Annotated in this window: 24 protein-coding genes and 1 tRNA gene; 13 read left to right on the top strand and 12 right to left on the bottom strand. The window is 72.0% G+C overall.

Translation table 11 applies throughout. The annotated features are described in order from the left end of the window. The first annotated feature begins 84 nt into the window (after nucleotides 1–84). Complete coding sequence (locus KBY90_RS05865; RefSeq protein WP_254967535.1) at nucleotides 85–819, top strand: WecB/TagA/CpsF family glycosyltransferase; 735 nt, start codon at nucleotides 85–87, stop codon at nucleotides 817–819. 27 nt (nucleotides 820–846) lie between these two features. On the opposite strand, the gene KBY90_RS05860 is transcribed toward KBY90_RS05865, so the two are convergent. Together KBY90_RS05860 and tgt are read right to left on the bottom strand one after the other, a co-directional pair. Beyond that, nucleotides 847–1020, bottom strand: a complete 174-nt coding sequence (locus tag KBY90_RS05860; protein WP_254967534.1) for a photosystem II reaction center protein K — start codon at nucleotides 1018–1020, stop codon at nucleotides 847–849. A 33-nt stretch (nucleotides 1021–1053) separates the two neighbouring features. Next, complete coding sequence (gene tgt, locus KBY90_RS05855) at nucleotides 1054–2190, bottom strand: tRNA guanosine(34) transglycosylase Tgt (RefSeq protein WP_254967581.1); 1137 nt, start codon at nucleotides 2188–2190, stop codon at nucleotides 1054–1056. Between tgt and KBY90_RS05850 the strand changes: the two genes are divergently transcribed. After that, the gene (locus tag KBY90_RS05850) at nucleotides 2189–3028 is read left to right on the top strand and encodes an adenosylcobinamide-GDP ribazoletransferase (protein WP_254967580.1); all 840 of its coding nucleotides are present in this window, start codon (nucleotides 2189–2191) and stop codon (nucleotides 3026–3028) included. The two genes, tgt and KBY90_RS05850, sit on opposite strands and share 2 nt — an antisense overlap. Here KBY90_RS05850 and KBY90_RS05845 read toward each other — a convergent pair. Continuing rightward, nucleotides 2991–4121 carry a sensor histidine kinase KdpD gene (locus KBY90_RS05845; RefSeq protein ID WP_254967533.1) on the bottom strand — a complete coding sequence of 377 codons (1131 nt, stop codon included), beginning with the start codon at nucleotides 4119–4121 and terminating at the stop codon, nucleotides 2991–2993. The genes KBY90_RS05850 and KBY90_RS05845 overlap by 38 nt on opposite strands. Nucleotides 4122–4545: 424 nt before the next feature. Between KBY90_RS05845 and KBY90_RS05840 the strand changes: the two genes are divergently transcribed. After that, on the top strand, nucleotides 4546–4917 hold the full coding sequence (locus KBY90_RS05840) for a DUF3155 domain-containing protein (protein ID WP_254967532.1): 372 nt from the start codon (nucleotides 4546–4548) through the stop codon (nucleotides 4915–4917). Nucleotides 4918–4967: 50 nt separating this feature from the next. On the opposite strand, the gene KBY90_RS05835 is transcribed toward KBY90_RS05840, so the two are convergent. Further along, complete coding sequence (locus KBY90_RS05835; protein WP_254967531.1) at nucleotides 4968–5654, bottom strand: alpha/beta hydrolase; 687 nt, start codon at nucleotides 5652–5654, stop codon at nucleotides 4968–4970. A gap of 54 nt (nucleotides 5655–5708) precedes the next feature. Between KBY90_RS05835 and purH the strand changes: the two genes are divergently transcribed. Both purH and KBY90_RS05825 read left to right on the top strand, forming a co-directional pair. Further along, nucleotides 5709–7274, top strand: a complete 1566-nt coding sequence (gene purH / locus KBY90_RS05830; RefSeq protein ID WP_254967529.1) for a bifunctional phosphoribosylaminoimidazolecarboxamide formyltransferase/IMP cyclohydrolase — start codon at nucleotides 5709–5711, stop codon at nucleotides 7272–7274. A gap of 44 nt (nucleotides 7275–7318) precedes the next feature. Next, nucleotides 7319–7783 (top strand): DUF4079 domain-containing protein, encoded by a 465-nt coding sequence (locus KBY90_RS05825; RefSeq protein ID WP_254967528.1) that lies wholly within the window; start codon nucleotides 7319–7321, stop codon nucleotides 7781–7783. Between the two features lie 40 nt (nucleotides 7784–7823). On the opposite strand, the gene KBY90_RS05820 is transcribed toward KBY90_RS05825, so the two are convergent. The 3 genes from KBY90_RS05820 to sfsA all read right to left on the bottom strand — a co-directional run bounded on the left by KBY90_RS05820 (nucleotide 7824) and on the right by sfsA (nucleotide 10667). Next, nucleotides 7824–8402, bottom strand: coding sequence for a DUF1997 domain-containing protein (locus KBY90_RS05820; RefSeq protein ID WP_254967579.1), 579 nt, complete (start codon nucleotides 8400–8402; stop codon nucleotides 7824–7826). A 198-nt stretch (nucleotides 8403–8600) separates the two neighbouring features. Then, nucleotides 8601–9797 (bottom strand): 4-hydroxy-3-methylbut-2-enyl diphosphate reductase, encoded by a 1197-nt coding sequence (locus KBY90_RS05815; RefSeq protein ID WP_254967527.1) that lies wholly within the window; start codon nucleotides 9795–9797, stop codon nucleotides 8601–8603. A 27-nt stretch (nucleotides 9798–9824) separates the two neighbouring features. Continuing rightward, nucleotides 9825–10667: a DNA/RNA nuclease SfsA gene (sfsA, locus tag KBY90_RS05810; RefSeq protein WP_254967526.1), complete on the bottom strand. Its 843-nt coding sequence runs from the start codon at nucleotides 10665–10667 to the stop codon at nucleotides 9825–9827. Nucleotides 10668–10744: 77 nt separating this feature from the next. Between sfsA and murJ the strand changes: the two genes are divergently transcribed. Further along, nucleotides 10745–12370: a murein biosynthesis integral membrane protein MurJ gene (gene murJ / locus KBY90_RS05805; protein ID WP_254967524.1), complete on the top strand. Its 1626-nt coding sequence runs from the start codon at nucleotides 10745–10747 to the stop codon at nucleotides 12368–12370. A 27-nt stretch (nucleotides 12371–12397) separates the two neighbouring features. On the opposite strand, the gene KBY90_RS05800 is transcribed toward murJ, so the two are convergent. After that, entirely contained in the window at nucleotides 12398–12688 is a 291-nt protein-coding gene (locus KBY90_RS05800) for a DUF3181 family protein (protein WP_254967523.1), read from the bottom strand. Next, the gene (locus KBY90_RS05795; protein WP_254967522.1) at nucleotides 12685–12930 is read right to left on the bottom strand and encodes a 2TM domain-containing protein; all 246 of its coding nucleotides are present in this window, start codon (nucleotides 12928–12930) and stop codon (nucleotides 12685–12687) included. Before KBY90_RS05795 ends, KBY90_RS05800 begins: the two co-directional genes overlap by 4 nt. A gap of 179 nt (nucleotides 12931–13109) precedes the next feature. On the opposite strand from KBY90_RS05795, the gene KBY90_RS05790 reads away from it, so the two are divergent. From KBY90_RS05790 to KBY90_RS05765, 6 genes are all read left to right on the top strand, one after another. Further along, a tRNA-Arg gene (locus KBY90_RS05790) sits at nucleotides 13110–13183 on the top strand. 164 nt (nucleotides 13184–13347) lie between these two features. After that, nucleotides 13348–14634, top strand: coding sequence for a serine hydroxymethyltransferase (gene glyA / locus KBY90_RS05785; RefSeq protein ID WP_254967521.1), 1287 nt, complete (start codon nucleotides 13348–13350; stop codon nucleotides 14632–14634). 75 nt (nucleotides 14635–14709) lie between these two features. Then, a complete protein-coding gene (locus KBY90_RS05780; RefSeq protein WP_254967520.1) occupies nucleotides 14710–15801 on the top strand; it encodes an MraY family glycosyltransferase in 1092 nt (363 codons plus the stop codon). After that, nucleotides 15798–17069: a competence/damage-inducible protein A gene (locus KBY90_RS05775; RefSeq protein WP_254967519.1), complete on the top strand. Its 1272-nt coding sequence runs from the start codon at nucleotides 15798–15800 to the stop codon at nucleotides 17067–17069. Before KBY90_RS05780 ends, KBY90_RS05775 begins: the two co-directional genes overlap by 4 nt. 27 nt (nucleotides 17070–17096) lie before the next feature. After that, nucleotides 17097–18590 (top strand): 3-isopropylmalate dehydratase large subunit, encoded by a 1494-nt coding sequence (gene leuC / locus KBY90_RS05770; RefSeq protein ID WP_254967518.1) that lies wholly within the window; start codon nucleotides 17097–17099, stop codon nucleotides 18588–18590. Nucleotides 18591–18606: 16 nt separating this feature from the next. Further along, nucleotides 18607–19236 carry a 3-isopropylmalate dehydratase small subunit 2 gene (locus KBY90_RS05765; protein WP_254967516.1) on the top strand — a complete coding sequence of 210 codons (630 nt, stop codon included), beginning with the start codon at nucleotides 18607–18609 and terminating at the stop codon, nucleotides 19234–19236. Between the two features lies 1 nt (nucleotide 19237). Here KBY90_RS05765 and KBY90_RS05760 read toward each other — a convergent pair whose 3' ends face one another. Both KBY90_RS05760 and KBY90_RS05755 read right to left on the bottom strand, forming a co-directional pair. Next, the gene (locus tag KBY90_RS05760) at nucleotides 19238–21736 is read right to left on the bottom strand and encodes a DUF3769 domain-containing protein (RefSeq protein ID WP_254967515.1); all 2499 of its coding nucleotides are present in this window, start codon (nucleotides 21734–21736) and stop codon (nucleotides 19238–19240) included. Between the two features lie 140 nt (nucleotides 21737–21876). Further along, nucleotides 21877–21996, bottom strand: coding sequence for a photosystem II reaction center protein I (locus KBY90_RS05755; protein ID WP_010312075.1), 120 nt, complete (start codon nucleotides 21994–21996; stop codon nucleotides 21877–21879). A 110-nt stretch (nucleotides 21997–22106) separates the two neighbouring features. Here KBY90_RS05755 and KBY90_RS05750 point away from each other — a divergent pair, with 110 nt between their 5' ends. After that, nucleotides 22107–25196: a glycoside hydrolase family 38 C-terminal domain-containing protein gene (locus tag KBY90_RS05750; protein ID WP_254967514.1), complete on the top strand. Its 3090-nt coding sequence runs from the start codon at nucleotides 22107–22109 to the stop codon at nucleotides 25194–25196. Here the strand turns inward: KBY90_RS05750 and psbN are convergent. Continuing rightward, nucleotides 25165–25314, bottom strand: a complete 150-nt coding sequence (psbN, locus tag KBY90_RS05745; RefSeq protein WP_254967513.1) for a photosystem II reaction center protein PsbN — start codon at nucleotides 25312–25314, stop codon at nucleotides 25165–25167. The two genes, KBY90_RS05750 and psbN, sit on opposite strands and share 32 nt — an antisense overlap. Nucleotides 25315–25447: the final 133 nt, after the last annotated feature.

Genomic DNA, 25447 nt, shown 5'->3' with positions numbered 1-25447 from the left:
GGGGACGGGGTGACGTGTGGCCGGGCGTTCCGGGCTGCGGCGCATCCGGCGCCCATAGATTCTCCCCCGCGGCTCCACTTCTCCATGGCAGTGATGGCAACCGACCCGCCCGTGCCGATGCGCAGCCGGGTGCTGGGGGTGCCGGTGGACGTGGCCGCCGATGTGTTCCAGGCCGCCCTGGCCCTGCGCGATCGCGGTGGCGGCCAGATCGTCACCCTCAACGCCGAGATGACCATGGCGGCGCGGGCCAACCCGGAACTCGGCCGCGCCATCGCCGCCGCCGATCTGGTGATTCCCGACGGTGCCGGGGTGGTGTGGGCCCTGGGGCGCCAGGGGCACCGGGTGCGGCGTGCCCCTGGCATCGAGCTGGCCCGGCGGCTGCTGGAGCATGGCGCCGAGCGCCACTGGCGGGTGGCCCTCGTGGGCGCCTCGCCGGCGGTGATGGAGCAGCTGCTGGCGCGCCTGAGGGCCGAGATCCCCGCCCTGCAGGTGGCCTTCAGCAGCCATGGCTACCAGCCCCCTGAGGCCTGGCCGGGGCTGGAGGACCGGCTGCTGGCGGCCCGGCCCGACCTGGTGCTGGTGGCCCTGGGGGTGCCACGCCAGGAGACCTGGATCCGCGGCCTGGCGAGCCGCCGCAGCGGCCTGTGGATGGGCGTGGGCGGCAGTTTCGACGTCTGGGCCGGGGTCAAAAAAAGGGCCCCCGCCTGGATGGGAGCCCTGCGCATCGAGTGGCTGTACCGCCTGATTCAGGAGCCGCGGCGCTGGCGGCGGATGCTCGCCTTGCCGGTGTTCGCGTGGGCGGTGCTGCGCGAGCGCTGAATGCGGCCGCCCGGTGCAGGCCCCGAGTCAGCGGAAACCCACCGAGGCCTGCCACACGAAGGCCAGCAGCAGGAAGAAGAGAGGGATGATCGGCAGGATGTCGACCAGGGGGGCGAAGGCCTGGTACGCCTCGGGCAGCTGGGCAATGGGCAGCTGGGAGACGGGCAGCTGGGCCAGGGTCTGCAGGGCGTAGACGGCCATCCCGGAACTCGATCGACAGGCGTGGTGCGGACGCTACCACGTGTGTGCGGCCGGGGACCGCGGCTCCCAGGGAGCGAAATCCTCCGCAAAACAACCCTCCCGGATCGCCCGGGCCATGGCCCGGCTGAAGCGCACCAGATGGGTGATGTTGTGCAGGCTGAGCAGCGTCTTGCCAAGCAGTTCCTGGGCGCGGATCAGGTGGTGCAGGTAGGCGCGGCTGTGGCGCCTGCAGGCCGGGCAGGGGCAGCCGGCATCCAGGGGAGCGTGGTCGTGGCGGAAGCGGGCGTTGCGCAGGTTCCAGCGCTCGCCGCCCACCAGCGCGGTTCCGTGACGCCCCAGACGGGTGGGCAGCACGCAGTCGAACAGGTCGAAGCCCTGGGCCACGGCGACGGCCATCTCCCGCAGGCTGCCCACCCCCATCAGATAGTGCGGCCTGTGCTCCGGCAGCAACGGGCCCACCTGGCGCACGATCCGGTGCATCTCCTCCACGGGTTCGCCCACGCTCACACCGCCCACGGCGATGCCGGGCAGATCCATCGAGGCCACCACCCGGGCCGATTCCGCCCGCAGCTCCGGGAAGCAGCCTCCCTGCACGATGCCGAAGAGGGCCTGGTCGGCCCGGCTGTGGCTGGCGATGCAGCGCTCCAGCCAGGCATGGGTGCGTCGGCAGGCGTCCGCCACCTCGGATTCACGGGCCGGGTAGGGGGGGCACTGGTCGAAGGCCATGGCCACATCGGCGCCGAGGGCCATCTGGATCGCCATCGACCGCTCCGGCGTGAGCTCGATGCGGCGGCCGTCCCGGGGCGAGCGGAAGGTCACCCCCCGGTCGTCGATGCGGTTGATGTCCCCCAGACTGAACACCTGGAACCCGCCCGAGTCCGTGAGCAGAGGTCCGTCCCAGCCCATGAACCGGTGCAGGCCGCCGGCCTCGGCCACGATCGCCTCGCCCGGCTGCAGATGCAGGTGATAGGTGTTGGCCAGCACCATGCTGGCGCCGGTGCCGCGCAGCTGATCGGCCGTGACGCCCTTCACCGTGGCCAGGGTGCCCACGGGCATGAAGCAGGGGGTCGCGACGCTGCCGTGGGGGGTGTGGAACAGGCCGCAGCGGGCGCGGCTGACGCTGCAGCGGGCCGTGGTGGCGAACTGGAAGGCCTGGAGTGACGCGCTGATGGGGCCGCAGCGGAGCAGGCACGACGCTAGGCGCCGCCTGGGGCGCTCCCCGGGCTGGCTGCGCGATCTGGCCGGTGCCTGGGTGTTCTATTCGGTGCTGCCGGCCTGGCCCGTCATCGCCCCCCGCTTCGAGCGCATCGCCCGCTTCGCGCCGTTGATCGGCGTCGTGCTCGGAGCCCTGCAGGCCCTGCTCTGGCTGCTCAGTCACGACTGGCTGCCGGTGGGCGCACGGGTGGCGCTGCTGATGGCCCTGGGGCTGGCCCTCAGCGGCGGGCTGCATCACGACGGGGCTCTCGACACCGCTGATGGGCTGGCCGCCGGCCCCCGCGCCCTGGAGGCGATGCAGGACAGCCGGGTGGGGGCCGCGGCGGTGCAGGCGGCGCTGCAGCTGGCGCTGCTGCGGGCCGCCGGCCTCGCCTGCCTGGCCTCGGCGGCTGCCTGGCTCGGCGCGCTGGCTCTGGTGTGGGCCTGCTTCTGGGGGCGGATCGCGCCGCTGCTGGCGATGCACCGCTACCCCTACCTGCGCGGGGCGCCGGCGGCCGGTGGCACCGCCGGCTTCCATCGCCGCCACTGGCGCGGGCTCGGCAGGGAGGTGCTGCCGGCCCTGCTTGCCGCTCTCCCTCTGCTGGCGCTGAGTGCTGCCCTGACCCCGGCGCGTCTGCCGCTGCTGGCGGGCCTGGTGCTGGCGGGCCTGCCGCCGGCCCTGCTGGTGCCCTGGTGGCTGGGGCGCCGCCTAGGCGGCCACAGCGGCGACAGCTATGGGGCCTGTGTGGAGTGGAGCGAGGCGCTGGCGCTGCTGGTCACGGGCCTGCTGTGGTGTCTTGCGGCGGCAGAGTGAGGCGGAAGGCGTTGCCCCGCTCGGGCAGGGAGGCGTCGATGCGGCGGGGCGAGTCCTCCAGGCTCAGGTCGCCGCCCAGCCGGCGGGCCAGCTCCCGCGCCAGGGCCAGCCCCAGGCCTGTGCCGGGCAGATCGGCGGAGTCGGCCCCCCGCACCCCCGGCTGGAAGATCCGCTCCCGATCCGGCTCCGGGATCGGCGTGCCGCCGTCCCACACCGTGAGCTGCCAGTTCTGCTGCGGGGAGCCGGCCACGTGCAGGCCCACCGGGGCGCCGGGCGGGCTGTAGCGGAAGGCGTTCTCCAGCAGATTGGCGAGGATCTCGGCCACGCTGCCGGTGTCGCCCTGCCAGTCCGGCAGGTGCCCCGGCGGGTGCCAGCGGCGCGACTGCAGGCTGGCGGTGGCGGCTGCCCGCTGCAGCAGCGGCTGCAGCTGCGGCCCCAGGGGCTGCTTTGGTCCGCCGCCCAGGCTGGGGGGCAGCAGCAGCGGCGGGGCGGCCTCCGCGGCCGCGAACACCGCCTCGCCCTGGCCGAGCCGGTCGATGGCATCCACATAGCGCCGCAGCAGCTGTTCCTCCCGCAGCAGTCCTTCCACCAGGGGGCGGTTGCGGCTGTCCCCGCCCAGGCGCCGCAGCAGCAACTGGCCGAAGGTGCGCAGCGCCGCCAGGGGATTGCGCAGCTGGTGCAACAGCACCCGCAGCTGCTCCTGCTGGAGGTTCAGCTGGTGCTGCAGCTGCCGGTGCTCGAGATCGAGGCAGAGCCCCTCGGTGAGGCAGAGGGCGACCGCCCGCAGGCGCTGGTTGAGGGGCTCCGGCCAGGGCACCTGGCTGGTCTCCACCTGCAGGGCGCCGAGCAGCATGCCCCGATGGCGCAGCGGCAGCCAGCGCCGCCGCTCCTCCGCTGCCCGCAGCGGACTGGCATCGCTGAGGGCCGGCAGCGCCTTGGCCCCGGCGGGCCACTGGCCCACGGGGATCAGGTTGGGGGTGTCCGCCGGACCGGGCTCGGTGACGTACACCACGAGGGAGGTCACCTCGTCGCGGTCGGCGAACTGGGCCAGCTGGAAGCTGAGCAGGCTCAGGAACCGCTTGGAGACTGGCATCGGCGTCTGGGGATCGACCGGCGGGTCGGGGTGCCGAAGAAAATCTGGAGCGGGCGGGGAAATTTCGGGAAAAAGTCTTAAGATCGTCGTATCGACCACTACCGCACGGTTCCCGCGCGGTCCTTCTGGCCGTCGATGCCGTTGGTGGTGATGCGCACACCCAGTTGCGCTTCGCCGCCAACGAAGCTACAGCAGAGGTGTGTTCGGGCCCTGGATCTCCGGGGTCTGGCCGCTCACCCCCTGTCCGGGGTTCCGAATGGGCGGAACCCCGCAGCCGTGCCGACGCCCCCGGGCCGTGTCCAGCACCGACGGGTTGGCCGTCTCCGGCCGGTGCTCCCTGGAGCCCCGGTTCGCCCTGCGGGCCTCTCCCGCTCGTGTCTCCCTCCCCCTGTTCCTCGATCCTCCCTTTCTCGGGAGCTAGCTCATGTCCAAGAAGCGCAAGCGGATCAGCCGCCGCCGTCTGGCCGGTCAGCGGGTGCTGGCCCATGTCCCCACCTTCAATCTCGAAACCGGCTCCCACAAGCCCGTCACCGCTGCGCGCCGCTACATCGCCGAGCAGGCCCTGATGGCTCCCGCGCTGCTGAACGTTCGCCGCAACGAGCACACCACCGACCGCTTCTTCTGGGGTGAGAAGGGACTGTTCAGCGCCCAGTACGCCGAAGAGAACCACTTCCTGTTCCCGTCGCTGCGCGAGATCGTCGATCGCATCGGCGAGGACGTGCTGTTCGAAGGCATCGAGGCCCTGGCCGCCGACGACTGGGAGGAGATGGAGGAGTACGAGTACGCCTTCGTCTGATCCAGTCCGGCCGCTTCAGGTTTCAGGTCATCTCGGACGGATCATCTCGTTCAGATCAACCCTGTGTCAGCCCTGCGCCAGCAGGCCTGCAGGAAGGTTCTCAACCTGGGAAGCAGGCTCGCGTCAATCGTGTGGCCGCCACTGAAGCTGAGCAACTCCACGTCGCGGCCGCTGGCGCGCAGTTGCCTGCTGAGTTCCTCGCTGGCTCCGTGGGGCACCACGGGGTCCAGCTGCCCATGGGTCAGCAGAACCGGCGCGGCCGCTTCCCCCTGAGCGCTTCCGGGGCGTTCGGGTTGCCAGCCGGGGTGGGGGTATCCGCTGCAGCAGATCAGGCCGGCCACCGGCAGGCCGGAAGCGCCCGTGACCACATCCAGAGCCAGGGCGGCTCCCTGGGAGAACCCCAGCACCGCCGTGCGGCTGAGGGGCACCTCGCCACCCAGGTCGAGGAGCCGTCGTCGCAGGTCCTGCCGCGCCGGCGGCAGCTGGGGCCATCCCGGCTGCTCCAGGTCGTACCATTGCCGCCCTTCGCCCGCGGGATGGGGCAGCGGTGCCTGCAGCGCCACCACGCTCACCTCGGGTCCCACCAGCAGCTCTCCGAGTTCGAACAGGTCGTCGGCATCGGCTCCCCAGCCGTGCAGCAGCACCAGGCGGTGCCTGGCGGATGCGGGGCCTCGCTGGAGACGGTCCGTCCCCGTGGAATCCTGCGCGGGGGCAGGCGCGGCGTCCTCCCGGGTCATGGCGGCGGTGCAGCTGCTGCGTAGGTTGGCTCCACTGCTGTGCGATCGCGAGCCATGGCCCCCAAGGCCCTCCTGAGCGTCTCCAACAAGGACGGTCTGGTGCCCCTGGCCCAGGGACTGCTGGAGGCCGGCTACCAGCTGATCTCCAGTGGCGGCACCGCGGCGGCCCTGCAGGCTGCGGGGCTGCCGGTGACCAGGGTGGCCGACCACACCGGCGCTCCGGAGATCCTCGGCGGCCGGGTCAAGACCCTCCATCCCCGTATCCACGGGGGCATCCTCGCCCGCCGCTCGGACGCCGCCCACCAGGCGGACCTGGCCGCTCAGGACATCGCCCCGATCGATGTGGTGGTGGTGAACCTCTACCCCTTCCGCGAGACGGTGGCCGACCCAGCCGTGGCCTTCGACACCGCCATCGAGACCATCGACATCGGCGGGCCGGCGATGGTGCGTGCCGCCGCCAAGAACCATGCCGACGTGGCGGTGCTCACCAGCCCCGGCCAGTACGAGGGTTTTCTGAACGCCCTGCGCCAGGGCCGTGTGGACGAGGAGCTGCGTCGCGAGCTGGCTCTGGCGGCCTTCGAGCACACGGCGGCCTACGACGCGGCCATCAGCGGCTGGCTGGCGGCGCGGCTTGCCGACCAGCGGGCAGCGGCGGCCGAGGGCCCAGCGGAGGCGCCCCTGCGGCTGGAGCTGCCCGCCCATCAGTCGCTGCGCTACGGCGAGAACCCCCACCAGCCGGCCCTCTGGTACAGCCTCAGGGATGCCGGCTGGGGAGCGGCCCGCCAGCTCCAGGGCAAGGAGCTCAGCTACAACAACCTCATCGACCTCGATGCCGCCCTGGCCACGGTGCGGGAGTTCGGCTACGGGAACGGCGCCCAGCCGGCGGCGGTGGTGGTGAAGCACACCAATCCCTGCGGCGTGGCCGTGGGCCGGGGCTGCGCCCACGCCCTGGAGAGGGCCCTGGATGCCGACCGGCTCTCGGCCTTCGGCGGCATCGTGGCGCTCAACACCGCGGTGGACAGCGCCGCCGCTGCGCAGCTCACGAGCCTGTTTCTGGAGTGCGTGGTGGCGCCCGGTTTCGATGCCGCCGCCCGGGAGCAGCTGGCGGCCAAGGCCAACCTGCGCTTGCTCGAGCTCGATCCCGGCGCCATCGCCAGGGCACCGCGCCGCCAGCTGCGCACCGTGCTGGGCGGGGTGCTGGTGCAGGATCTCGATGACGCGCCGGTGGAGGAGAGCGGCTGGCAGGTGGTGAGCGCCCGCCAGCCCGGCATCGAGGAGCTCGATGATCTGCGCTTCGCCTGGAAGCTGGTGCGCCATGTGCGCTCCAACGCCATCGTGGTGGCGCGGGACGGGCAGAGCCTCGGCATCGGCGCCGGCCAGATGAACCGGGTGGGTTCGGCCCGGCTGGCGCTGGAGGCCGCCGCGGAGCGCACCCGCGGGGCTGTGCTGGCCAGCGATGGTTTCTTCCCCTTCGACGACACCGTGCGGCTGGCGGCGCGCCACGGCATCAGGGCGGTGATTCAGCCGGGAGGCAGCGTGCGCGACGCGGATTCGATCAGCGCCTGCGACGAACTCGGCCTGGTGATGGTGGTCACGGGCCGGCGTCACTTCCTGCACTGAGCGGTTGTAGCTTCGGCCCGACGCACCCCCGCGACCCCCGACCCATGCCCGAGTCGCTCGCCTTCGCCCTCAACTTCTTGCACCCGCTGACCATGTGGGGTCTGCTGGCCCTGGCGGGTTACAGCATGCTGCTGGGCATCAAGGCCAAGAAGACGCGCACCGCCGACGCCGAGACCCGCAAGCAGCTCATCAAGGGCCAGTTCGCCAAACGCCACTTCCAGATGGGCAGCATCCTGCTGGCCCTGCTGGTGCTGGGCTGCTTCGGTGGCATGGCGGTCACCTATCTGAACAACGGCAAGCTGTTCGTGGGCCCCCACCTGCTGGTGGGCATCGCCATGGTCTGTCTCCTGACTCTGGCCGTCTCCCTCATCCCGCTGATGCAGCAGGGCAACCTGATCGCTCGCAAGGCCCATGTGGGCCTGAACATGGCGATGATGACCCTCTTCCTCTGGCAGGCCGTGAGCGGCATGCAGATCCTCAACAGGATCTGGGAGAACCGTCCCGTCTGAGCGGAATCTTCCCTCCATCCAACCGGATGGAGGGTGTGGCTCAGAACTGGGCCCGACGTCGCGGTGGGCAGTCCAGCCCGTAGGTGGCGTGGAAATCCTCCTGCACCTTCCAGGTGAGCCGCCGGGAGATCTGGCGGACGATCTGGCGCAGCAGGTGCTCGCCGCTGCTCTGCACCAGTGAGGCCGGCAACAGGGTGATCACCCCGGGCAGGCGGATCCAGACGCTCAGGTCCAGCTGCCAGCGCACCAGGGTGAGATCCGCTTCCGGCTGGTCGAGCTGCAGGGCGGCATTGAACTCCACGTCGTAGAGGCCGTCGAGGCTGCCCTCGCCGCCGGCTGAGGGCACCGTGATGATGCGGTAGACGCCGGCGCTCTGCGGCAGCAGCTCCAGGGCGATGGTGGGTTCCACCTCGAAGCCGAAGTTGCCGAAGCGGCCCAGGGTGAGCCGGTAGCCGTTGTGCCCCAGCGGTTCCACCGGCATGGGGGCGGCGCAGCGGCGGAACCAGCCCTCATGGCGGTCGAGATAGCGCTCCACATCCTCCGCGGCGGCGCGCATCTCCATCAGGTCGGCGAAGCTGCTGGCGTAGCGGCCCACGCGGGGATCGTCCGCGTCCCGCAACGGCTTCGTGGTGGTGGCGGCATCTCCAGGGCTGCCTGACGCCTCAGCCCGGTGGCCGGAGGCGAGGGCCTCGGCAGGCGGGTTGAGGGGCGGACTCGACGACAGCAAGGGCTCTGGCAACGGCCTTCGTGAATCAATGTAAAGGGCTCGCCGCAGGGCCACCTGCAGCCGCTGCGACAGTGCCGCTGCGGCGGACGCTCAGGGCTCGCTGAGCTCGATCAACCGCTCGATCACCTCCTCCACGATCCGGTCGGGGGTAGAGGCCCCGGAGGTGATGCCCACCCGGATCGGCCCCTCGGGCAGGAACGTTTCCTCCACCTCCAGATCGCCGCCCAGCGGCTTGTGGGCGATGCGGTTGCCGGGTCCGATGCGCTCCGGGGTGTCGATGTGGAAGGAGCGGATGCCCCTGCTCACGGCGATCTCCTGCAGGTGGGTGGTGTTGGAGGAGTTGTAGCCGCCGATCACCACCATCAGATCGAGGGGCTCGTCCACCAGGGCGAACATCGCGTCCTGGCGCTCCTGGGTGGCGTCGCAGATCGTGTTGAAGGCCAGGAAGTGGTCGTTGAGCCGGGCGGGGCCGTAGCGCTGCAGCATGGTGCGCTCGAACAGCTTGCCGATCTCCTCGGTTTCGCTCTTGAGCATCGTGGTCTGGTTGGCCACCCCCACCCGCACCAGGTCGCGGTCTGGATCGAAGCCCGGCGAGCAGGCCTTGGCGAAGCGGGCCATGAACGCCTCCCGGTCGCCCTTGCCGAGGATGTAGTCGCACACCAGCTGGGCCTCGGCCAGATCCAGCACCACCAGATAGGTGCCGGCGAAGCTGCTGGTGGCGAGGGTCTCCTCGTGCTTCACCTTGCCGTGGATGATCGAGGTGAAGGCATGCTTCTTGTGCTTCTCCACGGTGTTCCACACCTTGGACACCCAGGGACAGGTGGTGTCGACGATGTGGCAGCCGCGCTCATTGAGCAGCTGCATCTCCTGAACGGTGGCGCCGAAGGCGGGCAGGATCACCACGTCGCCGCCGGCCACCTCGGAGAAGTCCTTCACGCCGCCATCCACGGGGATGAACTCCACGTTCATCGCCCGCAGGTGATCGTTCACCGAGGGGTTGTGGATGATCTCGTTGGTGATCCAGATGCGCTCGCTGGGGTAGTGGCGGCGGGTCTCGTAGGCCATCGCCACCGCCCGCTCCACGCCCCAGCAGAAGCCGAAGGCCTCCGCCAGGCGCACCGTCAGCCGTCCCCGCCGCAGCTCGTAGCCGTTGGTGCGCAGGCTGGCCACCAGATCGCTCTGATAGGCGGTCTGCAGGCTGCCGGCCACCTCCTCGCCGAGGCCGAAACCGCGGCGGTTGTAACGCTCCGAGTGGTGCAGGGAACGCTTGAAGGCCCGGGTATCCACAATCGCCGCCACTTGAGTGGTCCGACTCTATGGGCGCCGCCCCGCCGGCTGGCGATCGGCGCTGGGGTCCGCCTCTCCCGTCCGCTCCGGCATCTCCGGGTCGCGGGTCTCCACGGCGGCCAGCCCCTGCCAGCTCACGCCGTCGCGCTCGAACCGATAGATGCAGGGCAGCACCTCCACCCCCGCCGCCAGGGCGGTGCGGAACAGGTCGCCGTAGCGGGGATCGGCGCTGTCCCCCGGCGCGAAGCGGCGCACATCGCCCCGGCTCAGACAGGGCACCAGCACCGCCCGGGCCTCGGGCAGCAGGCCGGTGAGTTCCTCCAGGTGCTTCTGCCCCCGCTCGGTCACGGTGTCGGGGAACAGCGCCAGATCGCCGCGGGTCCAGGTGGTGTTCTTCACCTCCACGTAGATCGGCCGGGGATCGGCGGCCCCCTCGGCCGGGGTGAGCAGCAGGTCGATGCGGCTGCGGCGGCCCGGGCCGTAGGGCACCTCCGCCCGGATCGCCGCGATCGGGCCCAGCCAGGGTTCGAGGCAGCCGGCCTCGATCGTCGCCCGCACCAGCCGGTTGGGCAGGGCGGTGTTGATGCCCACCCAGATGGGCGTGCCGCCCGCGCCGCTCACCTCGGCCTGCTCCCAGGTCCAGGCCAGCTTGCGGCTGGGTGAAGGCGCGTGGCGCAGCAGCACCCGGCCGCCGGGATGGAGCACCCCGGTCATCGGGCCGGTGTTGGGGCAGTGGGCGGTCACCACCGCGCCGGCCGCCTCCCCCCCGGGCCCCGGCTCCAGCAGCTCCACGTCGGCCAGAAAGCGTTTGTAGCGCTTCACCAGCACCCCCGCCACCAGGGGGCCGGCGTCCAGGATCGGAACGGTCATCGGCGCTTGCGGCAGGGGGCGGCGGCCATACTGCCGCTCGACTCCGCGGGTCCCGGGCCCGCTCGACCGGCCCCGCCATGGCCCCATCGCTGCGACGCATCGCCCTGATCGTGGCCGTGGCCACCGCCCTGAGCAAGGTGGCCGGTCTGGTACGCCAGCAGGTGATCGCCGCCGCCTTCGGCGTGGGTGCCGCCTACGACGCCTACAACTACGCCTATGTGCTGCCCGGTTTCCTGCTGATCCTGCTGGGGGGCATCAACGGACCGTTCCACAGCGCCATGGTGAGCGTGCTGGCGCGCCGCCCCCGCCAGGAGGGAGCGCACGTGCTGGCGGCGATCAACACCCTGGTGGGGGCCGGGCTGATCGTGGTGACCCTGGTGCTGCTGGTGGCGGCAGACCCCTTGATCCGCCTGGTGGGCCCCGGGCTGGCGCCGGAGGTGCACGCCATCGCCGTGGTGCAGCTGCGCTGGATGGCGCCGATGGCCCTGTTCGCCGGACTGATCGGCCTGGGCTTCGGTGCTCTCAACGCCGCCGACGTGTTCTGGCTGCCGTCGGTGAGCCCGATGCTCTCCAGCCTCTCGGTGATCGCCGGCCTGGCCCTGCTCTGGTGGCAGCTGGGTGCGGACATCGCCCTGCCCCAGCAGGCGCTGCTGGGGGGTGTGGTGCTGGCAGGCGCCACCACGGTGGGGGCGGTGCTGCAGTGGCTGGTGCAGCTGCCGGAACTGGTGCGCCGGGGCCTGCACCAGTTCCGGCTGGTGTGGGACTGGAGCGATCCCGGCGTGCGCGAGGTGCTGCAGGTGATGGGCCCCGCCACCCTCTCCTCGGGGATGCTGCAGATCAACGTCTTCGTGTCCCTGTTCTTCGCCTCCGGGATTCCGGCGGCGGCGGCCGGCCTGGGGTACGCCAACCTGCTGGTGCAGACGCCCCTGGGCCTGATCTCCAACGCCCTGCTGGTGCCCCTGCTGCCGCTCTACGCCCGGCTCACGGCGCCGGCGGACCGGCCCGAACTGATCCAGCGGGTGCGCCAGGGCCTGATGCTCTCCAACGCCTCGATGCTGCCCCTGGGGGCGCTGATGGTGGCGCTGGCGGTGCCGATCGTGGCCTTGATCTACGAGCGCGGCGCCTTCGACGCGGGTGCCGCCACCCTGGTGGGCCAGCTGCTGATGGCCTACGGCATCGGCATGCCGGCCTACCTGGCCCGGGACGTGCTGGTGCGGGTGTTCTACGCCCTCGGCGACGGCGTCACGCCCTTCCGCTGGTCGCTGGCGGGCATCGGCCTCAACGCCATCTTCTGCTGGGTGTTCGTGGGCGGGCCGACACCCTGGGACGCGCAGCTGCTGCCGGCCTTCTACCTGGGCGCCGCCGGGCTGGTGATGGCCACCGTGGCCGTGAATCTGATCACCTGCGGCGGCCTGCTGCTGGCCCTGCGCCGGCGCCTGGGGGGACTGCCGCTGCTGGCCTGGGGGCGCGACACGCTGCAGCTGCTGCTGGCGGCGCTGCTGGCGGCCGGGGCGGCCTGGCTGCTGGCGACCGTCGTGGCCTGGCCCTCCGGTCTCTGGGGCCGGTTGCTGCAGACCGGCCTGAGCAGCGGCCTGGGCCTGGTGATCTACGCCGCCGTCGCCGGTGCCGCCGGGGTGCCCGAGGCTCGCCAGGTGATGGCCCTGGTGGGGCGCCGGCTGCCCCAGTTGCCCCGCCGGGGCTGAGCGCGCCCCGGCGGGGCCGCGCACGCTTCAACGGCAGAACGGTTCGAGGATGTCCTCCAGGTCGCGCAGCTGGCCGGCGGGAATCAGACGGGCGAGGGGCAGACGGGTGGCGCCGCCGCCGATCGGCACCTGCACCGCTTCCAGGGCCTGGCGGGCGCAGACGGCGCTGCCCTGGTCGAGGCGGGCGGCGCACTCGATGGCCAGCTCCTGGGCCAGACCCGCATCGCCCAGATACAGGTGCCAGCCGGCCACCTGCAGGTAGAGCCGGTCGGCGAGGGCATCCCGCAGGTCGTTGATGTCGCTGGAGGAGAGGGTCATGCGTCCCGTTCGCGGCCGGGCCGCAGCGCCAGGACCACCCCGGCGTGCGTGAGCAGGGCCAGCAGCCAGCCCAGGGTGAGCCAGCTCAGATGGGCCCAGGGGCTGCGCAGTTCCTGCACCACCCACAGACCGCTGTTGATGGCGGCGAACAGGGCGGCGTGCAGGGTGAGGTTCACGATCCGATCGAAGTGCCGGTAGGTGGGGTCGGCCGGGTCGGCCGGGCCGTACCAGCGGATCGGCATGGTTCGCAGGGTGGGTTGTCGCTCCCGATCATGGCCTCCGCGGTTCCTCCCGCGCGCCGGGGCCGGGAGTTGGGTGCGGGAGTGGGGCGCGGGAGTTGGGTGCGGGAGTTGGATGCGGGAGTTGACGGAGGGGCCCCCCATGCGTTGAGAATGCCTCCAGGGCAGAGCGATGCCCACCTGCGCTTGTAGCTCAGCGGATTAGAGCATCTGACTACGGATCAGAGGGTCGGGAGTTCGAATCTCTCCAGGCGCGCTTTTCATTCCCCGGCTGTCCGGGGCTTTTTTTTGCCCTGCGAGCAGCCGGTGCGATCCCGCCGCGCCGTCGCCGCGGGCACGGCTGATTGGCGATCGGCTGATCCAGGGACGATTCCCGCTGCCCGCTTCCTTACGATTCCGTTGCACACCGCCCGCGCACCGATGGCCGAACCCGCCACCGCGATCAACCAGCCGCTGGCGGCCGGCGACCCCGCCATCGCAGCCCTGATCGGCAAGGAGCTGGACCGCCAGCAGACGCACCTGGAGCTGATCGCCTCGGAGAACTTCGCCTCCCGCGCCGTGATGGAGGCCCAGGGCTCGGTGCTCACCAACAAGTACGCCGAGGGTCTGCCCCACAAGCGCTACTACGGCGGCTGCGAGCACGTGGACGCCATCGAGGAGCTGGCGATCGAGCGCGCCCGGGAGCTGTTCGGAGCGGCCTGGGCCAACGTGCAGCCCCACAGCGGCGCCCAGGCCAACTTCGCCGTGTTCCTGGCCCTGCTGCAGCCCGGCGACACGATCCTGGGCATGGACCTCAGCCACGGCGGCCACCTCACCCACGGCTCGCCGGTGAACGTGAGCGGCAAGTGGTTCAAGGCCGTGCACTACGGCGTCGATCCCGACACCCAGCAGCTCAACTTCGACACGATCCGCCAGCTGGCGCTGGAGCACAAGCCCAAGCTGATCGTGTGCGGCTACTCCGCCTACCCCCGCACGATTGATTTCCAGGCCTTCCGCGCCATCGCCGATGAGGTGGGCGCCTACCTGCTGGCGGACATGGCCCACATCGCCGGTCTGGTGGCCGCCGGCGTGCACCCCAACCCGGTGCCCGTCTGCGACGTGGTCACCACCACCACCCACAAGACCCTGCGCGGTCCCCGCGGCGGTCTGATCCTCTGCCGTGACGCCGAGTTCGCCAGGCAGTTCGACAAGGCCGTGTTCCCCGGCACCCAGGGCGGCCCGCTGGAGCACGTGATCGCCGCCAAGGCGGTGGCCTTCGGCGAGGCCCTGCAGCCCGGCTTCCAGGCCTATGCCCGCCAGGTGGTGGCCAATGCCCAGGCCCTGGCCGAGCGCATCCAGGAGCGCGGCATCGCCGTGGTGAGCGGCGGCACCGACAACCACATCGTGCTGCTCGACCTGCGCAGCATCGCCATGACCGGCAAGGTGGCCGACCTGCTGGTGAGCGATGTGCACATCACCGCCAACAAGAACACGGTGCCCTTCGATCCCCAGTCGCCGTTCGTCACCAGCGGCCTGCGCCTGGGCACCGCCGCCTGCACCACCCGCGGCTTCGACGAGGCCGCCTTCAGGGAGGTGGCCGATGTGATCGCCGACCGACTGCTCAACCCGGAGGATGCCGTCATCGAGCAGCGCTGCCGCGAGCGGGTGGCGGCCCTGTGCGAGCGCTTTCCGCTCTACGCCGAGGCAAGGGAACTGCAGCCGGCCTGAGAGCCTGAGTCGCGCCGTCGCCCGTAGGGTGGCGCCCCTCGGCGTCCATTCCGCAGTCCACCCCGGCCCCTTGCCGTGACCCTTGCCTACAGCCCCAATGCGGCAGCGCTGCTGACCTTCGTGGTGGCGGGCCTGCTCACGGCGCTGGTGGTGCCCCAGGTGCGGCACCTGGGACTGCGCTGGGGGCTGACCGACCAGCCCGACGCCCGCAAGCAGCACACCCGGCCGATGGTGCGCCTGGGGGGTGTGGGCATCGTCATCGGCTTCAGCCTGGCCCTCACGCTCACCTGGCTGCTGGGTGGTTTCGCCGAACTCGAGCCCAGCAAGGATCTGCTGATCTGGACCACCCTGGCGGGCTGCCTCTGCTTCTTCGTCATCGGCCTGGCCGACGACCTGTTCGCCCTGCCGCCCCTGCCCCGGCTGGCGGCCCAGCTGGCGGTGTCGCTGGTGGTGTGGAGCGAAGGGGTGCGGATCGGCAGCATCGAGATCCCCTCCGGTTGGGCCGGCCAGTCGAGCACCCTGGTGCAGCTGCCCGACTGGCTGAGCCTGCTGGCCACGGTGATCTGGCTGGTGGGCATCACCAATGCCATCAACTGGCTCGACGGCCTCGACGGCCTCGCCGCCGGCGTGAGCGGCATCGCCGCCGTCGGACTGCTGTCGGTGAGCTTCAGCCTCCACCAGCCCGCCGCTGGCCTGCTGGCCGCCGCCCTGGCGGGCAGCTGCCTGGGATTCCTGCGTCACAACTTCAATCCCGCCCGCATCTTCATGGGTGACGGCGGCTCCTACTTCCTCGGCTTCGCCCTGGCGGCGATCAGCATCGTGGGGCCTGCCAAGGGGCTCACCAGCGTCAGCCTGCTGCTGCCGCTGCTGATCCTGTCGCTGCCCCTGGCCGACATGTCGGCGGTGATCATGGGCCGCCTCAGCGAGGGCCATTCCCCCTTCCATCCCGACCGCCGCCATCTGCACCACCGCCTGCTGCGCACCGGCCTCAGCCATCGCCGCACGGTGCTGGTGATCTACGCCTTCACCCAGTGGCTGGCTTCGCTGGCCCTGGTGCTGGTGAACGCCGAGATGCGCTTCCTCTGGCTGGGCCTCGCCACCGCCGTGCTGATCTGGGTGCTGGTGAGCACCCGCCGGGCCCTGCAGAGCCAGGACGACCTGGGATGACGCCATCCCCTGCCCCAGCCGCCGCCGAGATTCTCTGCATCGGCACCGAGCTGCTGCTGGGCACGATCACCAACGGCAATGCCCGCTGGCTCGCCGAGCAGCTCGCGGGTCTGGGCATCCCCCACCTGCGCCAGCAGGTGGTGGGCGACAACCGCGAGCGCCTGATCGCCGCCGTGCGCGAGGCGGCGGGGCGCTGCCGGGTGCTGATCACCACCGGTGGTCTGGGGCCCACCCCCGACGACCTCACCACCGAGGCGATCGCCGCCGCCTTCGGCGCAACGCTGGAGGAGCGGCCGGAGGCCTGGGCGGCGATCCAGTCCCGGCTGGCGCGGGCCGGCCGGCCCCTGACGCCGAGCCTGCGCCGCCAGGCGCTGCTGCCGCCGGACGCCCAGCTGCTGCCCAATCCCACCGGCACCGCCCCCGGCATGATCTGGACCCCCCGGCCAGGCTTCACGGTGCTCACCTTCCCCGGGGTGCCCAGTGAGATGCGGGCCATGTGGCGCGACACCGCGGCCCCCTGGCTGCGGGCCGCCGGTCTGGCCGAGGGGGTGTTCGCCAGCCGCATGCTGCGCTTCTGGGGGCTGGCCGAGTCGGAGCTGGCCGAGCGGGTGGCGGATCTGCTCGAGGGCGGCAACCCCACGCTGGCCCCCTATGCCGGCGCCGGCGAGGTGAAGCTGCGCCTCACCGCCCGGGCGGCCACGACTGCCGCGGCCCGGGCCCTGCTGGAGCCGCTGGAGGCGGAGATCCGCAGCCGGGTGGGCCAGTGGTGCTTCGGCGCCGACGACGATTCCCTGGCCGCGGTGGTGCTGGAGCTGCTGCGTCAGCGGGACGAGACCGTGGCCGTGGCCGAGAGCTGCACCGGCGGCGGCATCGGTGCGGCCCTGGCCGCCGTGCCCGGCGCCTCCGACGCCTTCCTGGGCGGGGTGATCGCCTACGCCAACGCCGTCAAGCAGGGGGTGCTGGGGGTGTCGGAGACCAGCCTGGCGGTGCACGGGGCGGTGAGCGACCCGGTGGCCCTGGCGATGGCGGAGGGGGTGCTGCGGCTCACCGGCGCCACCTGGGGCATCGCCGTCACCGGCATCGCCGGCCCGGGCGGCGGCAGCGCCGCCAAGCCGGTGGGCCTGGTGCACATCGCCGTGGCGGGACCCGACGGCAGCCGCAGCGAGGCGGCGCGCTTCAGCGCCAGCCGTGGCCGCTCCTGGATCCAGACCCTCACCACCGGCGAGGCACTGAACCGCCTGCGGCTGCGGTTGCTGGCCGCGCCCTAGGGTGAGCGACCCGTCGTTTGGTCTTCCGTGAGCGCCGGCACCCTCTACGACAAGGTCTGGGATCTGCACCGGGTCTCCGAGCTGCCCGGCGGTTCCACCCAGCTGTTCATCGGCCTGCACCTGATCCACGAGGTCACCAGCCCCCAGGCCTTCGCGGCCCTGCGCGACCTCGGCCTGAGCGTGCGCCACCCCGAGCGCACCGTGGCCACGGTGGATCACATCGTGCCCACCACGTCCCAGGCGCGGCCGCTCGCCGATCCCCTGGCCGAGGAGATGCTCGCCACCCTGGAGCGCAACTGCGCCGAGCACGGCATCACCCTGCATGGCCTCGGCAGCGGCCGCCAGGGGATCGTGCACGTGATCGCCCCCGAGCTGGGCCTCACCCAGCCGGGCATGACCGTGGCCTGCGGCGACTCCCACACCTCCACCCACGGGGCCTTCGGGGCGATCGCCTTCGGCATCGGCACCAGCCAGGTGCGCGACGTGCTCGCCAGCCAGAGCCTGGCGATGACCAAGCTCAAGGTGCGGCGCATCTGGGTGGATGGCCAGCTGCAGCCAGGCGTGTTCGCCAAGGATCTGGTGCTGCACATCATCCGCACCCTGGGGGTGAAGGGCGGCGTCGGCCACGCCTACGAATTCGCCGGTCCTGCCATCGAGGCCCTGTCGATGGAGGAGCGCATGACCCTCTGCAACATGGCGATCGAGGGCGGCGCCCGCTGCGGCTACGTGAATCCCGACCAGACCACCTTCGACTACCTGCGGGGCCGCCCCTGCGCGCCCAGCGGCGAGGCCTGGGAGCGGGCCGTGGCCTGGTGGAGCGGCCTGGCCAGCGGCGCCGATGCCGTCTTCGACGACGAGGTGCGCTTCGATGCCGCCGCCATCGCCCCCACCGTCACCTGGGGCATCACCCCCGGCCAGGGCATCGGGGTGGACGAGACCGTGCCCACGCCCGACCAGCTCGATCCCGACGACCGCGCCCTCGCCGGCGAGGCTTACCAGTACATGGATCTGCGCCCAGGTGTCCCGATCGCCGGCACGCCGGTGGACGTGTGCTTCATCGGCAGCTGCACCAACGGGCGCCTCAGCGACCTGCGCGCCGCCGCTGCCGTGGCCAGCGGGCGTCAGGTGGCCGCTGGCATCAGGGCCTTCGTGGTGCCGGGCAGCGAGCAGGTGGCTGCCGCCGCCGAGGCCGAGGGGCTTGACGCGGTGTTCCGCGCGGCCGGTTTCGAGTGGCGCCAGCCCGGCTGCTCGATGTGCCTGGCCATGAACCCCGACCGGCTGGAGGGGCGTCAGCTCAGTGCCAGCTCCAGCAACCGCAACTTCAAGGGCCGCCAGGGGTCGGCCTCCGGCCGCACCCTGCTGATGAGCCCGGCGATGGTGGCGGCCGCCGCGGTCGCCGGCCAGGTGGTGGACGTGCGCCGGCTGCTGGCTGACGGCGACGCCTCCCCATCCGCCACCAGGCCCGGCTCCGAGCCTTCCCCCGAGCTGTCGTCGGCACCCTCTGCCGCCAGCCGCCTCTGATCCCATCCCTCGTCCCGTGAGCCACCAACCCCTGCCTGCCGGCCCGATCAGCGCCCACCGCGGCCGCGGCCTGCCCCTGCCGGGCGCCGACATCGACACCGACCGGATCATCCCGGCCCGCTTCCTCAAGTGCGTCACCTTCGAGAACCTGGCCACGGGCGTGTTCGCCGACGACCGCAGTGAACGGTCCGGCGACCATCCCTTCGACCGCGACGAACACCAGGGGGCCTCGGTGCTGGTGGTGAACCGCAACTTCGGCTGCGGCTCCAGCCGTGAGCATGCCCCCCAGGCCCTGATGCGCTGGGGGATCCGGGCGCTGGTGGGCGAGAGCTTCGCGGAGATCTTCTTCGGCAACTGCCTGGCCCTCGGCCTTCCCTGCCTCACGGCCGACCCCGCCCATGTGGCCGAGCTCCAGGAGGCGATCGCCGTCGATCCCGGCGCCGAGCTGCTCGTGGATCTCGAGGCGATGGAGGTGGTGCTGGAGAGCGAGTTCGCCGGTGACAACCGCTGGCCCGTGACCCTGGATCCGGGTCCCCGGCGCATGCTGCTGACGGGCCACTGGGACGGCACCTCCCAGCTCCTGGCCCATGACGCCGAACTGAGCGCGACAGCCGCGGTTCTGCCCTACCTCAGCGGCTTCCGCTGACTCAACGGCCTTCGCCGAACTGCCGGTCCACCGCTGAGTGCGGCCGCGGCACGAAGGGCGTGCCACTGCCTCCGAAGCTGAAGTCGTTGAGCTTCACGCGGATGCCGCCGGTGCCGTCGTATGGGCTGTAAAAGACCCCGAGCTCGTAGGAGCGCTGCTGCAGCTTCAGCTCCACGTAGGAGTAGCTGATGTCGCCGTAGAAGCGGGAGCGGTCGTCGATGTTCACGGTGGCTCCGGCCTCCACCACCAGGGGGCCGTAGAGCTGCTGGGCGGCGCGGAAGCTGACGGTGCGCAGATCCACCGCCCGGTCGAAGCTGAACGGGCTGAGCCCATCGCGCAGCGTGCCTCCCACCAGCAGCTCCAGCTGGGTGTAGTCGAACCAGGGCTCGCGGAACCGCCCCAGCGTCACGGCGGGGCCACCGAAGAGCGTGAGCGTGTTCTGGCGCTCGCCGTCCTGATAGAAGGCACTCGTTCCCACCACTCCGAAATCCAGAGCCAGTCCCGGCCGGACCGGCACCGCGGAGTAGAGCAGCGCCGGCAGCTCGCGGCGTTCCGGATCCAGCGGCGCCTGCCACAGCTGCAGAGAGCTGCGCACGGTGGCCTTCAAGCGCGTGCGCCACTGGGTGTCGAGGGTGTCGCTGTCGAACAGCTCGGCCCGGTAGCTGCCGCTGATGGCGCTCCAGTCGATCCGCACCGGGGCGAGGGAGGGCGTGGGGCCGCTGCGGTCGATCGGGTCGGCCTCGGCGGCACGGTTGAGCACCAGACTCCCTTCCAGCTGGCCTCCGTAGGACTCCACCACGGTCTGCCGGCCCAGGCTGCCGTTGAGGATCTGTTCCCGGTAACTGGCGAAGGCTCCCAGCTCGGCGCTGTCGTGGCCGGGCAGCCCGACGGGCGCGCTGAGGACGGCGGTGGCGCGGCTGCCTGCTGCGAAGTTCTCGGGATTCAAGGTGGAGAGATCGGCCTTGGCCCGCAGCCGGACGCGGTCGATCGGCGTGTCCAGCACGCCCACCAGACCGAACAGGTCGCCCACACCGAGGTCCTGGTTCACACGGGGACCGGCCAGGCTTCTCCCGGGCCTGGTGTAGCTGTCGGTGCGGCCCTCGATGGCGCGCTGCAGCAGGAACTGGGGCTGGAGATCCAGCGTGCCCTTCCTGCCCAGGGGCAGGGTGGGCAGGTTGTAGCCCAGATAGAGGCCGTCGCGGTCGCGGCGGTCGGCGCCGACGTACACCTGCACACCCTCCTCCCCGACCGTGGTGTTGTTGATCCCGGGCAGTGAGAGCCGGTTGCTCAGCAGGATGCGGGTGCGCTGCGCCCGGATGCGCGTGACGCCGTTCTCGGCCAGGCGGGCCTCGACGCCATAGCCGATCAGCCAGGAGCGCGCCGGGGTGAAGGGGTCATTGGTGAAGGCGATCTCCCGGGCGCTCCAGCGGTTGCCGTCGACGCGCACCGTGGAAGCCTGAAAGCGCATCCGGTTGAGGCGCCCCTGCTCGCGCTTCGGCCGCCGCAGCACGCTGGGGCCGGTGGGGTTGCCGCCGCTGGTCTCCGGGTCGTTCTCCTCCACGGCCACCAGGTCGAACCGGAGCGAGGCATCCAGGCTCTGGCGCAGGCGCACGTCAGTGACGCGCTGCCGGATCGTTCGGCCGTCGGGTCCGTCCTCGATCGCTGCTCCCGTGTCGCCGCGGGCGTCGTCCCCGCCCAGCTCGTCGGGGCCGCCGCCGGGCCTGCCCATGGCTACGTCGGTGAGCCGCTCCCGCAACGCCCGGGGTCTGGAGCTCTCCGCTCCAGGACAGCCGGCGGGGGCCGGCAGCGTGGGCAGCGCCACCCGCCTCGGCGGCAGGAGTTCACGCAGCGTGCGCCGCCGGGGATCACTGCTGAGTTCGGGACAGGCGAAATCGGGGCCGCTGTCCACGGCCAGAGTCTCCGCATCGGCGCCGGCCGGTGCCGCAGTGTCCGCAGCCTCGGTCCCCTCGGCAAGGCCCGTTTGATCACCGGTACCGGCAGAGCCCACTGCGGTACCGCTATCCGCGTCCGCGTCGGCTTCAGCTGTGGTTGTGTAATCGCGGTCGCCTTTCCCCTCGACCTCAGCGAGCTGGCGATCCAGGGCCTCCTGGTCAATGACGCCGTAGACGTCCTCGAGTTCGCCGCTGCCCTCGAGTTCGCTGTAGCGCAGCCGGCCCGCCTGCAGCGTCTGGTCGCCGCGGATCAGGCGGATGCGACCGCTCGCATACACCGTGCGCGTGGCCTCCAGCACCTCGACCCGGTCGGCGAACAGCAGCCAGCCGTCAAACCTGGCCTGCACCCGGCCCTCGGCGATCAGCTTGCCGAGCTGGCCATCCACGCTCTGGCGATCGGCCGCCAGCAGCAGAAAGCGCTGGCTCGGGGTCGCGCTCCGCTGGGCGGGCGGTGGTTGGTCGGCTGCCGCCACGGCCTGAGGACCCACCAGCGCCAGGGTCAGGGTGGCGACGCCGAGCACCAGCCTGCTGCCGGGGGATGGGCTCATCGGGGCAGGTCTGCTCAACCAGCGGGGACCCTATGGCACGGGAGCCCGGGTGGATGGAGCGGCGGCCAGCTGGACGTCCGGTCTGCCCAGGGGACGCAATCCGGGGTCAGGCCGGTGGCCAGCGCGTCAGCGGCTCTGACTCACTCCTCGAGATCCTTGCGGCTGGGGGTGCGGCTGGGGTCGCTCGCCAGGAAGCCGAACACGAAGATCCCGATGAAGAAGAAGACGACCGAATAAACCGAGATCTTGAGAGCCAGCATGGTTCGGCCTTGCGCGCGGGTGGGTGACGGGGAGTGACGGGCCGCCCGGTGGGCCTGTTCGACCCTGCGGCAGCCGCATCATCCTATGGGACCTGGCTGGCCATCCAACGATGCCTGAGGCCTCTGCAACCGGGCCGTCTCACGAATTTGAAACGTTTGATCCGGCGGACCCCACGGCCAGCCGGATCGACCTCCAGTCCCTCTGGTGCTGCGCCGATCCCTCGGGGGTGCCGGCCCCGGCTCTCCAGCATCCCTGGGGCGCGCGCCATCGCCCCGACTGGCATGCCCGGGGCCTGGTGATCTGGCCCCGCGGCGGGCAGTGGCGCTGCCTGCGCCTCACCCTCCCCTGCCCGGCGCCCTGGCAGGCGCTGCAGCACCCGCGGCCGCGGGTGCAGGCCCGGCTGGCGCTGCGCTGGTGGGCCGACCGCATGGAGCTGCTCGTCGACGGTGAGCCGGTGCACGCCGGCGACCTCTTCGACACCAGCTGCCGCTGGTTGCTGCCGCAGCCCTGGTGGCAGGGGCGGGCGCTGCAGCTGGAACTGCGTCTGCGCAGCCCCCTGCACGACGACGGCGCCCTGATCCACAGCCGGCTGGACCTGGAGCCCCTGGAGGCCGACGATCCCCTGGGGGTGCTGGAGCCGCAGCGCCGTCAGCTGCGTGTCCTGCGCCGCGACGCGGGTCTGCCCGAGGAGCCCCCGGCTGGGGCGGGCTTCCATGTGCTCGGTCATGCCCATCTCGACCTGGCCTGGCTGTGGCCGGTGGCCGACACCTGGCAGGCGGCCGAACGCACGTTCACCTCGGTGCTCGCTCTGATGGAGCGCTCCGGGGAGCTGCACTTCGCCCACTCCACGCCCGCCCTCTACGCCTGGCTGGAGCAGCACCGGCCCAGCCTCTGGGCGCAGGTGCAGCGGGCCGTGGCCGACGGCCGCTTCGAGCCCATCAACGGCCCCTGGGTGGAGAGCGACTGCGTGCTGATCAGCACCGCCTCGCTGCTGCGCCAGTTCCAGCTGGGCCAGCGGTTCAGCCGTCAGCACTTTCCCGGCCTGGAGCACCGGCTGGCCTGGCTGCCCGACAGCTTCGGCTTCGGCGCCGGCCTGCCGGCGGTGGCCGCCGCCACCGGGGTGCGCTGGTTCTGCACCCACAAGCTGTTCTGGAACGCCACCAACCCCTTCCCCCACCGGCTGTTCCGCTGGCGCGCCCGCTGCGGTGCCGAGCAGCTGGCCCTGATGACGGCGCCGATCGGCACCGACGCCGACCCGGTGGCGATGGAGCGCCAGCGGCTGGCGTGGCAGCGGGCCACGGGCCTGGCCGAAACCCTCTGGCTGCCCGGCATGGGGGATCACGGCGGGGGGCCCACCGCCGAGATGCTCGAGCAGCTGCAGCTGTGGAGCCGAGAGCCGGTGGCCGCAGCGCAGCGCCATGGCTCGCTGCGCGCCCATCTGTCCACCCTCGAGCCCCACGCCCCCCGGCTGCCGGTGTGGCGCGACGAGCTCTACCTGGAGCTGCACCGCGGCTGTGCCACCAGCCGTCCGGACCAGAAGCGCCACAACCGCAGCCTCGAGCGGCTGCTGCGGGAGGCGGAGCTGGCGGAGGTGCTGGCGGGAGCGCTGCCGCCCGCCGGCACGGGCGGTGGAGCGGTGCCGCCCCTGCCCGACTGGCGGCCGTTGCTGTTCCAGCAGTTCCACGACATCCTCCCCGGCACGTCCATTCCCGAGGTGTTCGAGCAGGCCGAGCCCCAGTGGCGCGCGGCGCGGCGGCAGGCCCGCCGCCACCGGGATCAGGCCCTGGACGCCTGGCTGGGGGGGCTGACGGCACTGCCTGGGCCAGCCCCTGCAGGCGCTCGCCAGCCCACCGCCCAGCCCACCGCCCAGCCCTGGTGGGGCGTGCAGCTGCAGCCGCTCCCCGACCGCCGGCCGGTGCTTCGGCTGCCCCCCGGCCGCTGGCTGGCTGAAGGCACCGCGCTGCCCAGCCAGGCGGCGGCGGCGGGGGGGCTCTGGGTGCAGCTGCCGGCGCTGGCCGGGGTGTCGGCAGTCTCCTTGCGGCGCGAACCCGCTGCCGTCTCGCCCGCCCCCGGTCCCGGGCCGGCCCGCGAGCCGGCCTGCGAGCGTGTGGACGGGGTCGTGTGGGTGGAGGGCAACCGGGCCGGCAACGGGCTGCTCACCCTGGAGCTGGGGCCCGGCGGCCTCGAGCAGCTCTGGGACTGCCAGGGCCGGCCCCAGCTGGCCGCAGCCCTGGCCTGGTGTCGCTACGTCGATCGCGGCGAGTTCTGGGATGCCTGGGACATCGCCGCCGATTACGGCAGCCGGCCCCTGCCCTGGTCCTGGCAGGGGGAGCCGCAATGGCGGGAGCGGGGGCCGCTGTGTGCCAGCTTCCTCTGGCGCGGCCGCTGCGGCGCCAGCCGCCTGCGTCTGGATGGGCGGCTGCTGGCGGGCAGTCCCTGGCTGGAGCTGGTGCTGAGCGTCGACTGGCGCCAGCGCCATGAGCTCCTGCGCCTCGAGTTGCCGCTGGCGGAGCGGGCCGATCGCTGGGCGGCCGACACCTCCGGGGGCGTGCTGGAGCGGCCGGCGGAGGCGGCCACGGCGCGGGAGCGCACCCGCTGGGAGGTGGCTGCGATCAGCTGGATGGCCTCCTGCGCTAGCGGCCAGGGTCTGGCCGTGCTGCTCGACGGGCCCCAGGGCGTGTCAGCCAGCGCCGACCGCCTGGGGGTGTCGCTGCTGCGGGCCCCCACCTGGCCGGATCCCGGAGCCGACAACGGCTTCCAGCGGCAACGGCTGGCCCTGTTGCCCTGCGCCAACGGCTGGCGTGGCGCGGGGGTGCCGGAGCAGGCTCTGGCCTTCCGGGAACCGGTCCTGCTGCGCCCCGCTCGGTGCGGCTCGGCCGGGGCGGCCCCGGCAGGTCCCCATCAGCTGGTGCCGCCGTTGCCCTGCGGCGTGCAGCTGCTCGGCCTGCGGCGCCTGGCGGCGGGGTCGGCGGTGCTCAGCCTGATCAACAACTCCCCCTGCCGTCAGCGGGTCGACCTCGGGGCCCTCTGGCGTGTGCAGGAACGCCTCGATGGGCTCGACCGGCCTCTGGAGCAGAGCGACCCCGACCTGCCGACGGTTGCGGAGGGGAGCACAGGGACGATCCGCCTGCGGCCCTGGGAGATCGGCTTCTGGAGGGTCGCTCCCCTCAGTCGTCGTGATCGTCGAAGGGGTCGCTGAGGGCCTTGGAGGGTGGCCCGAAGGCCTGGTACACGCCGAAACCGGTGAGACCGAGCAGCACCGCCAGAACGGCGATCGCCACCGAGAGCGCCGGGGAACTGCTGCTGCTGGGATCCATGGCGGCGGCGGCTCGTGGGTGAGGGGGCGGGGAGGGGAAGGGGAGCGGTGGACTGGTGCCGACCTGGAAACGGCTCCCGGTACGGGCGGCTCAGGAGCTCCCGTCAGAACCAAGGGTCAGAACCAAGGGTCAA

Origin of the sequence: Cyanobium sp. CH-040, assembly GCF_024346135.1 — a bacterium.
Lineage (GTDB): Bacteria > Cyanobacteriota > Cyanobacteriia > PCC-6307 > Cyanobiaceae > NIES-981.
This window is presented reverse-complemented; position numbering and strand designations above follow the sequence as displayed.

Excerpts from the sequence above, each read along its gene's own strand:
- KBY90_RS05760 (WP_254967515.1), bottom strand. The coding sequence starts at position 21,736 with ATGAGCCCATCCCCCGGCAGCAGGCTGGTGCTCGGCGTCGCCACCCTG.
- purH (WP_254967529.1), top strand. The coding sequence starts at position 5,709 with ATGGCCCCCAAGGCCCTCCTGAGCGTCTCCAACAAGGACGGTCTGGTG.
- KBY90_RS05825 (WP_254967528.1), top strand. The coding sequence starts at position 7,319 with ATGCCCGAGTCGCTCGCCTTCGCCCTCAACTTCTTGCACCCGCTGACC.
- KBY90_RS05775 (WP_254967519.1), top strand. The coding sequence starts at position 15,798 with ATGACGCCATCCCCTGCCCCAGCCGCCGCCGAGATTCTCTGCATCGGC.
- KBY90_RS05845 (WP_254967533.1), bottom strand. The coding sequence starts at position 4,121 with ATGCCAGTCTCCAAGCGGTTCCTGAGCCTGCTCAGCTTCCAGCTGGCC.
- KBY90_RS05755 (WP_010312075.1), bottom strand. The coding sequence starts at position 21,996 with ATGCTGGCTCTCAAGATCTCGGTTTATTCGGTCGTCTTCTTCTTCATC.
- glyA (WP_254967521.1), top strand. The coding sequence starts at position 13,348 with ATGGCCGAACCCGCCACCGCGATCAACCAGCCGCTGGCGGCCGGCGAC.
- KBY90_RS05860 (WP_254967534.1), bottom strand. The coding sequence starts at position 1,020 with ATGGCCGTCTACGCCCTGCAGACCCTGGCCCAGCTGCCCGTCTCCCAG.
- KBY90_RS05865 (WP_254967535.1), top strand. The coding sequence starts at position 85 with ATGGCAGTGATGGCAACCGACCCGCCCGTGCCGATGCGCAGCCGGGTG.
- KBY90_RS05835 (WP_254967531.1), bottom strand. The coding sequence starts at position 5,654 with ATGACCCGGGAGGACGCCGCGCCTGCCCCCGCGCAGGATTCCACGGGG.
- sfsA (WP_254967526.1), bottom strand. The coding sequence starts at position 10,667 with ATGACCGTTCCGATCCTGGACGCCGGCCCCCTGGTGGCGGGGGTGCTG.
- murJ (WP_254967524.1), top strand. The coding sequence starts at position 10,745 with ATGGCCCCATCGCTGCGACGCATCGCCCTGATCGTGGCCGTGGCCACC.
- KBY90_RS05840 (WP_254967532.1), top strand. The coding sequence starts at position 4,546 with ATGTCCAAGAAGCGCAAGCGGATCAGCCGCCGCCGTCTGGCCGGTCAG.
- KBY90_RS05850 (WP_254967580.1), top strand. The coding sequence starts at position 2,189 with ATGGGGCCGCAGCGGAGCAGGCACGACGCTAGGCGCCGCCTGGGGCGC.
- psbN (WP_254967513.1), bottom strand. The coding sequence starts at position 25,314 with ATGGATCCCAGCAGCAGCAGTTCCCCGGCGCTCTCGGTGGCGATCGCC.
- KBY90_RS05750 (WP_254967514.1), top strand. The coding sequence starts at position 22,107 with ATGCCTGAGGCCTCTGCAACCGGGCCGTCTCACGAATTTGAAACGTTT.
- KBY90_RS05800 (WP_254967523.1), bottom strand. The coding sequence starts at position 12,688 with ATGACCCTCTCCTCCAGCGACATCAACGACCTGCGGGATGCCCTCGCC.
- KBY90_RS05795 (WP_254967522.1), bottom strand. The coding sequence starts at position 12,930 with ATGCCGATCCGCTGGTACGGCCCGGCCGACCCGGCCGACCCCACCTAC.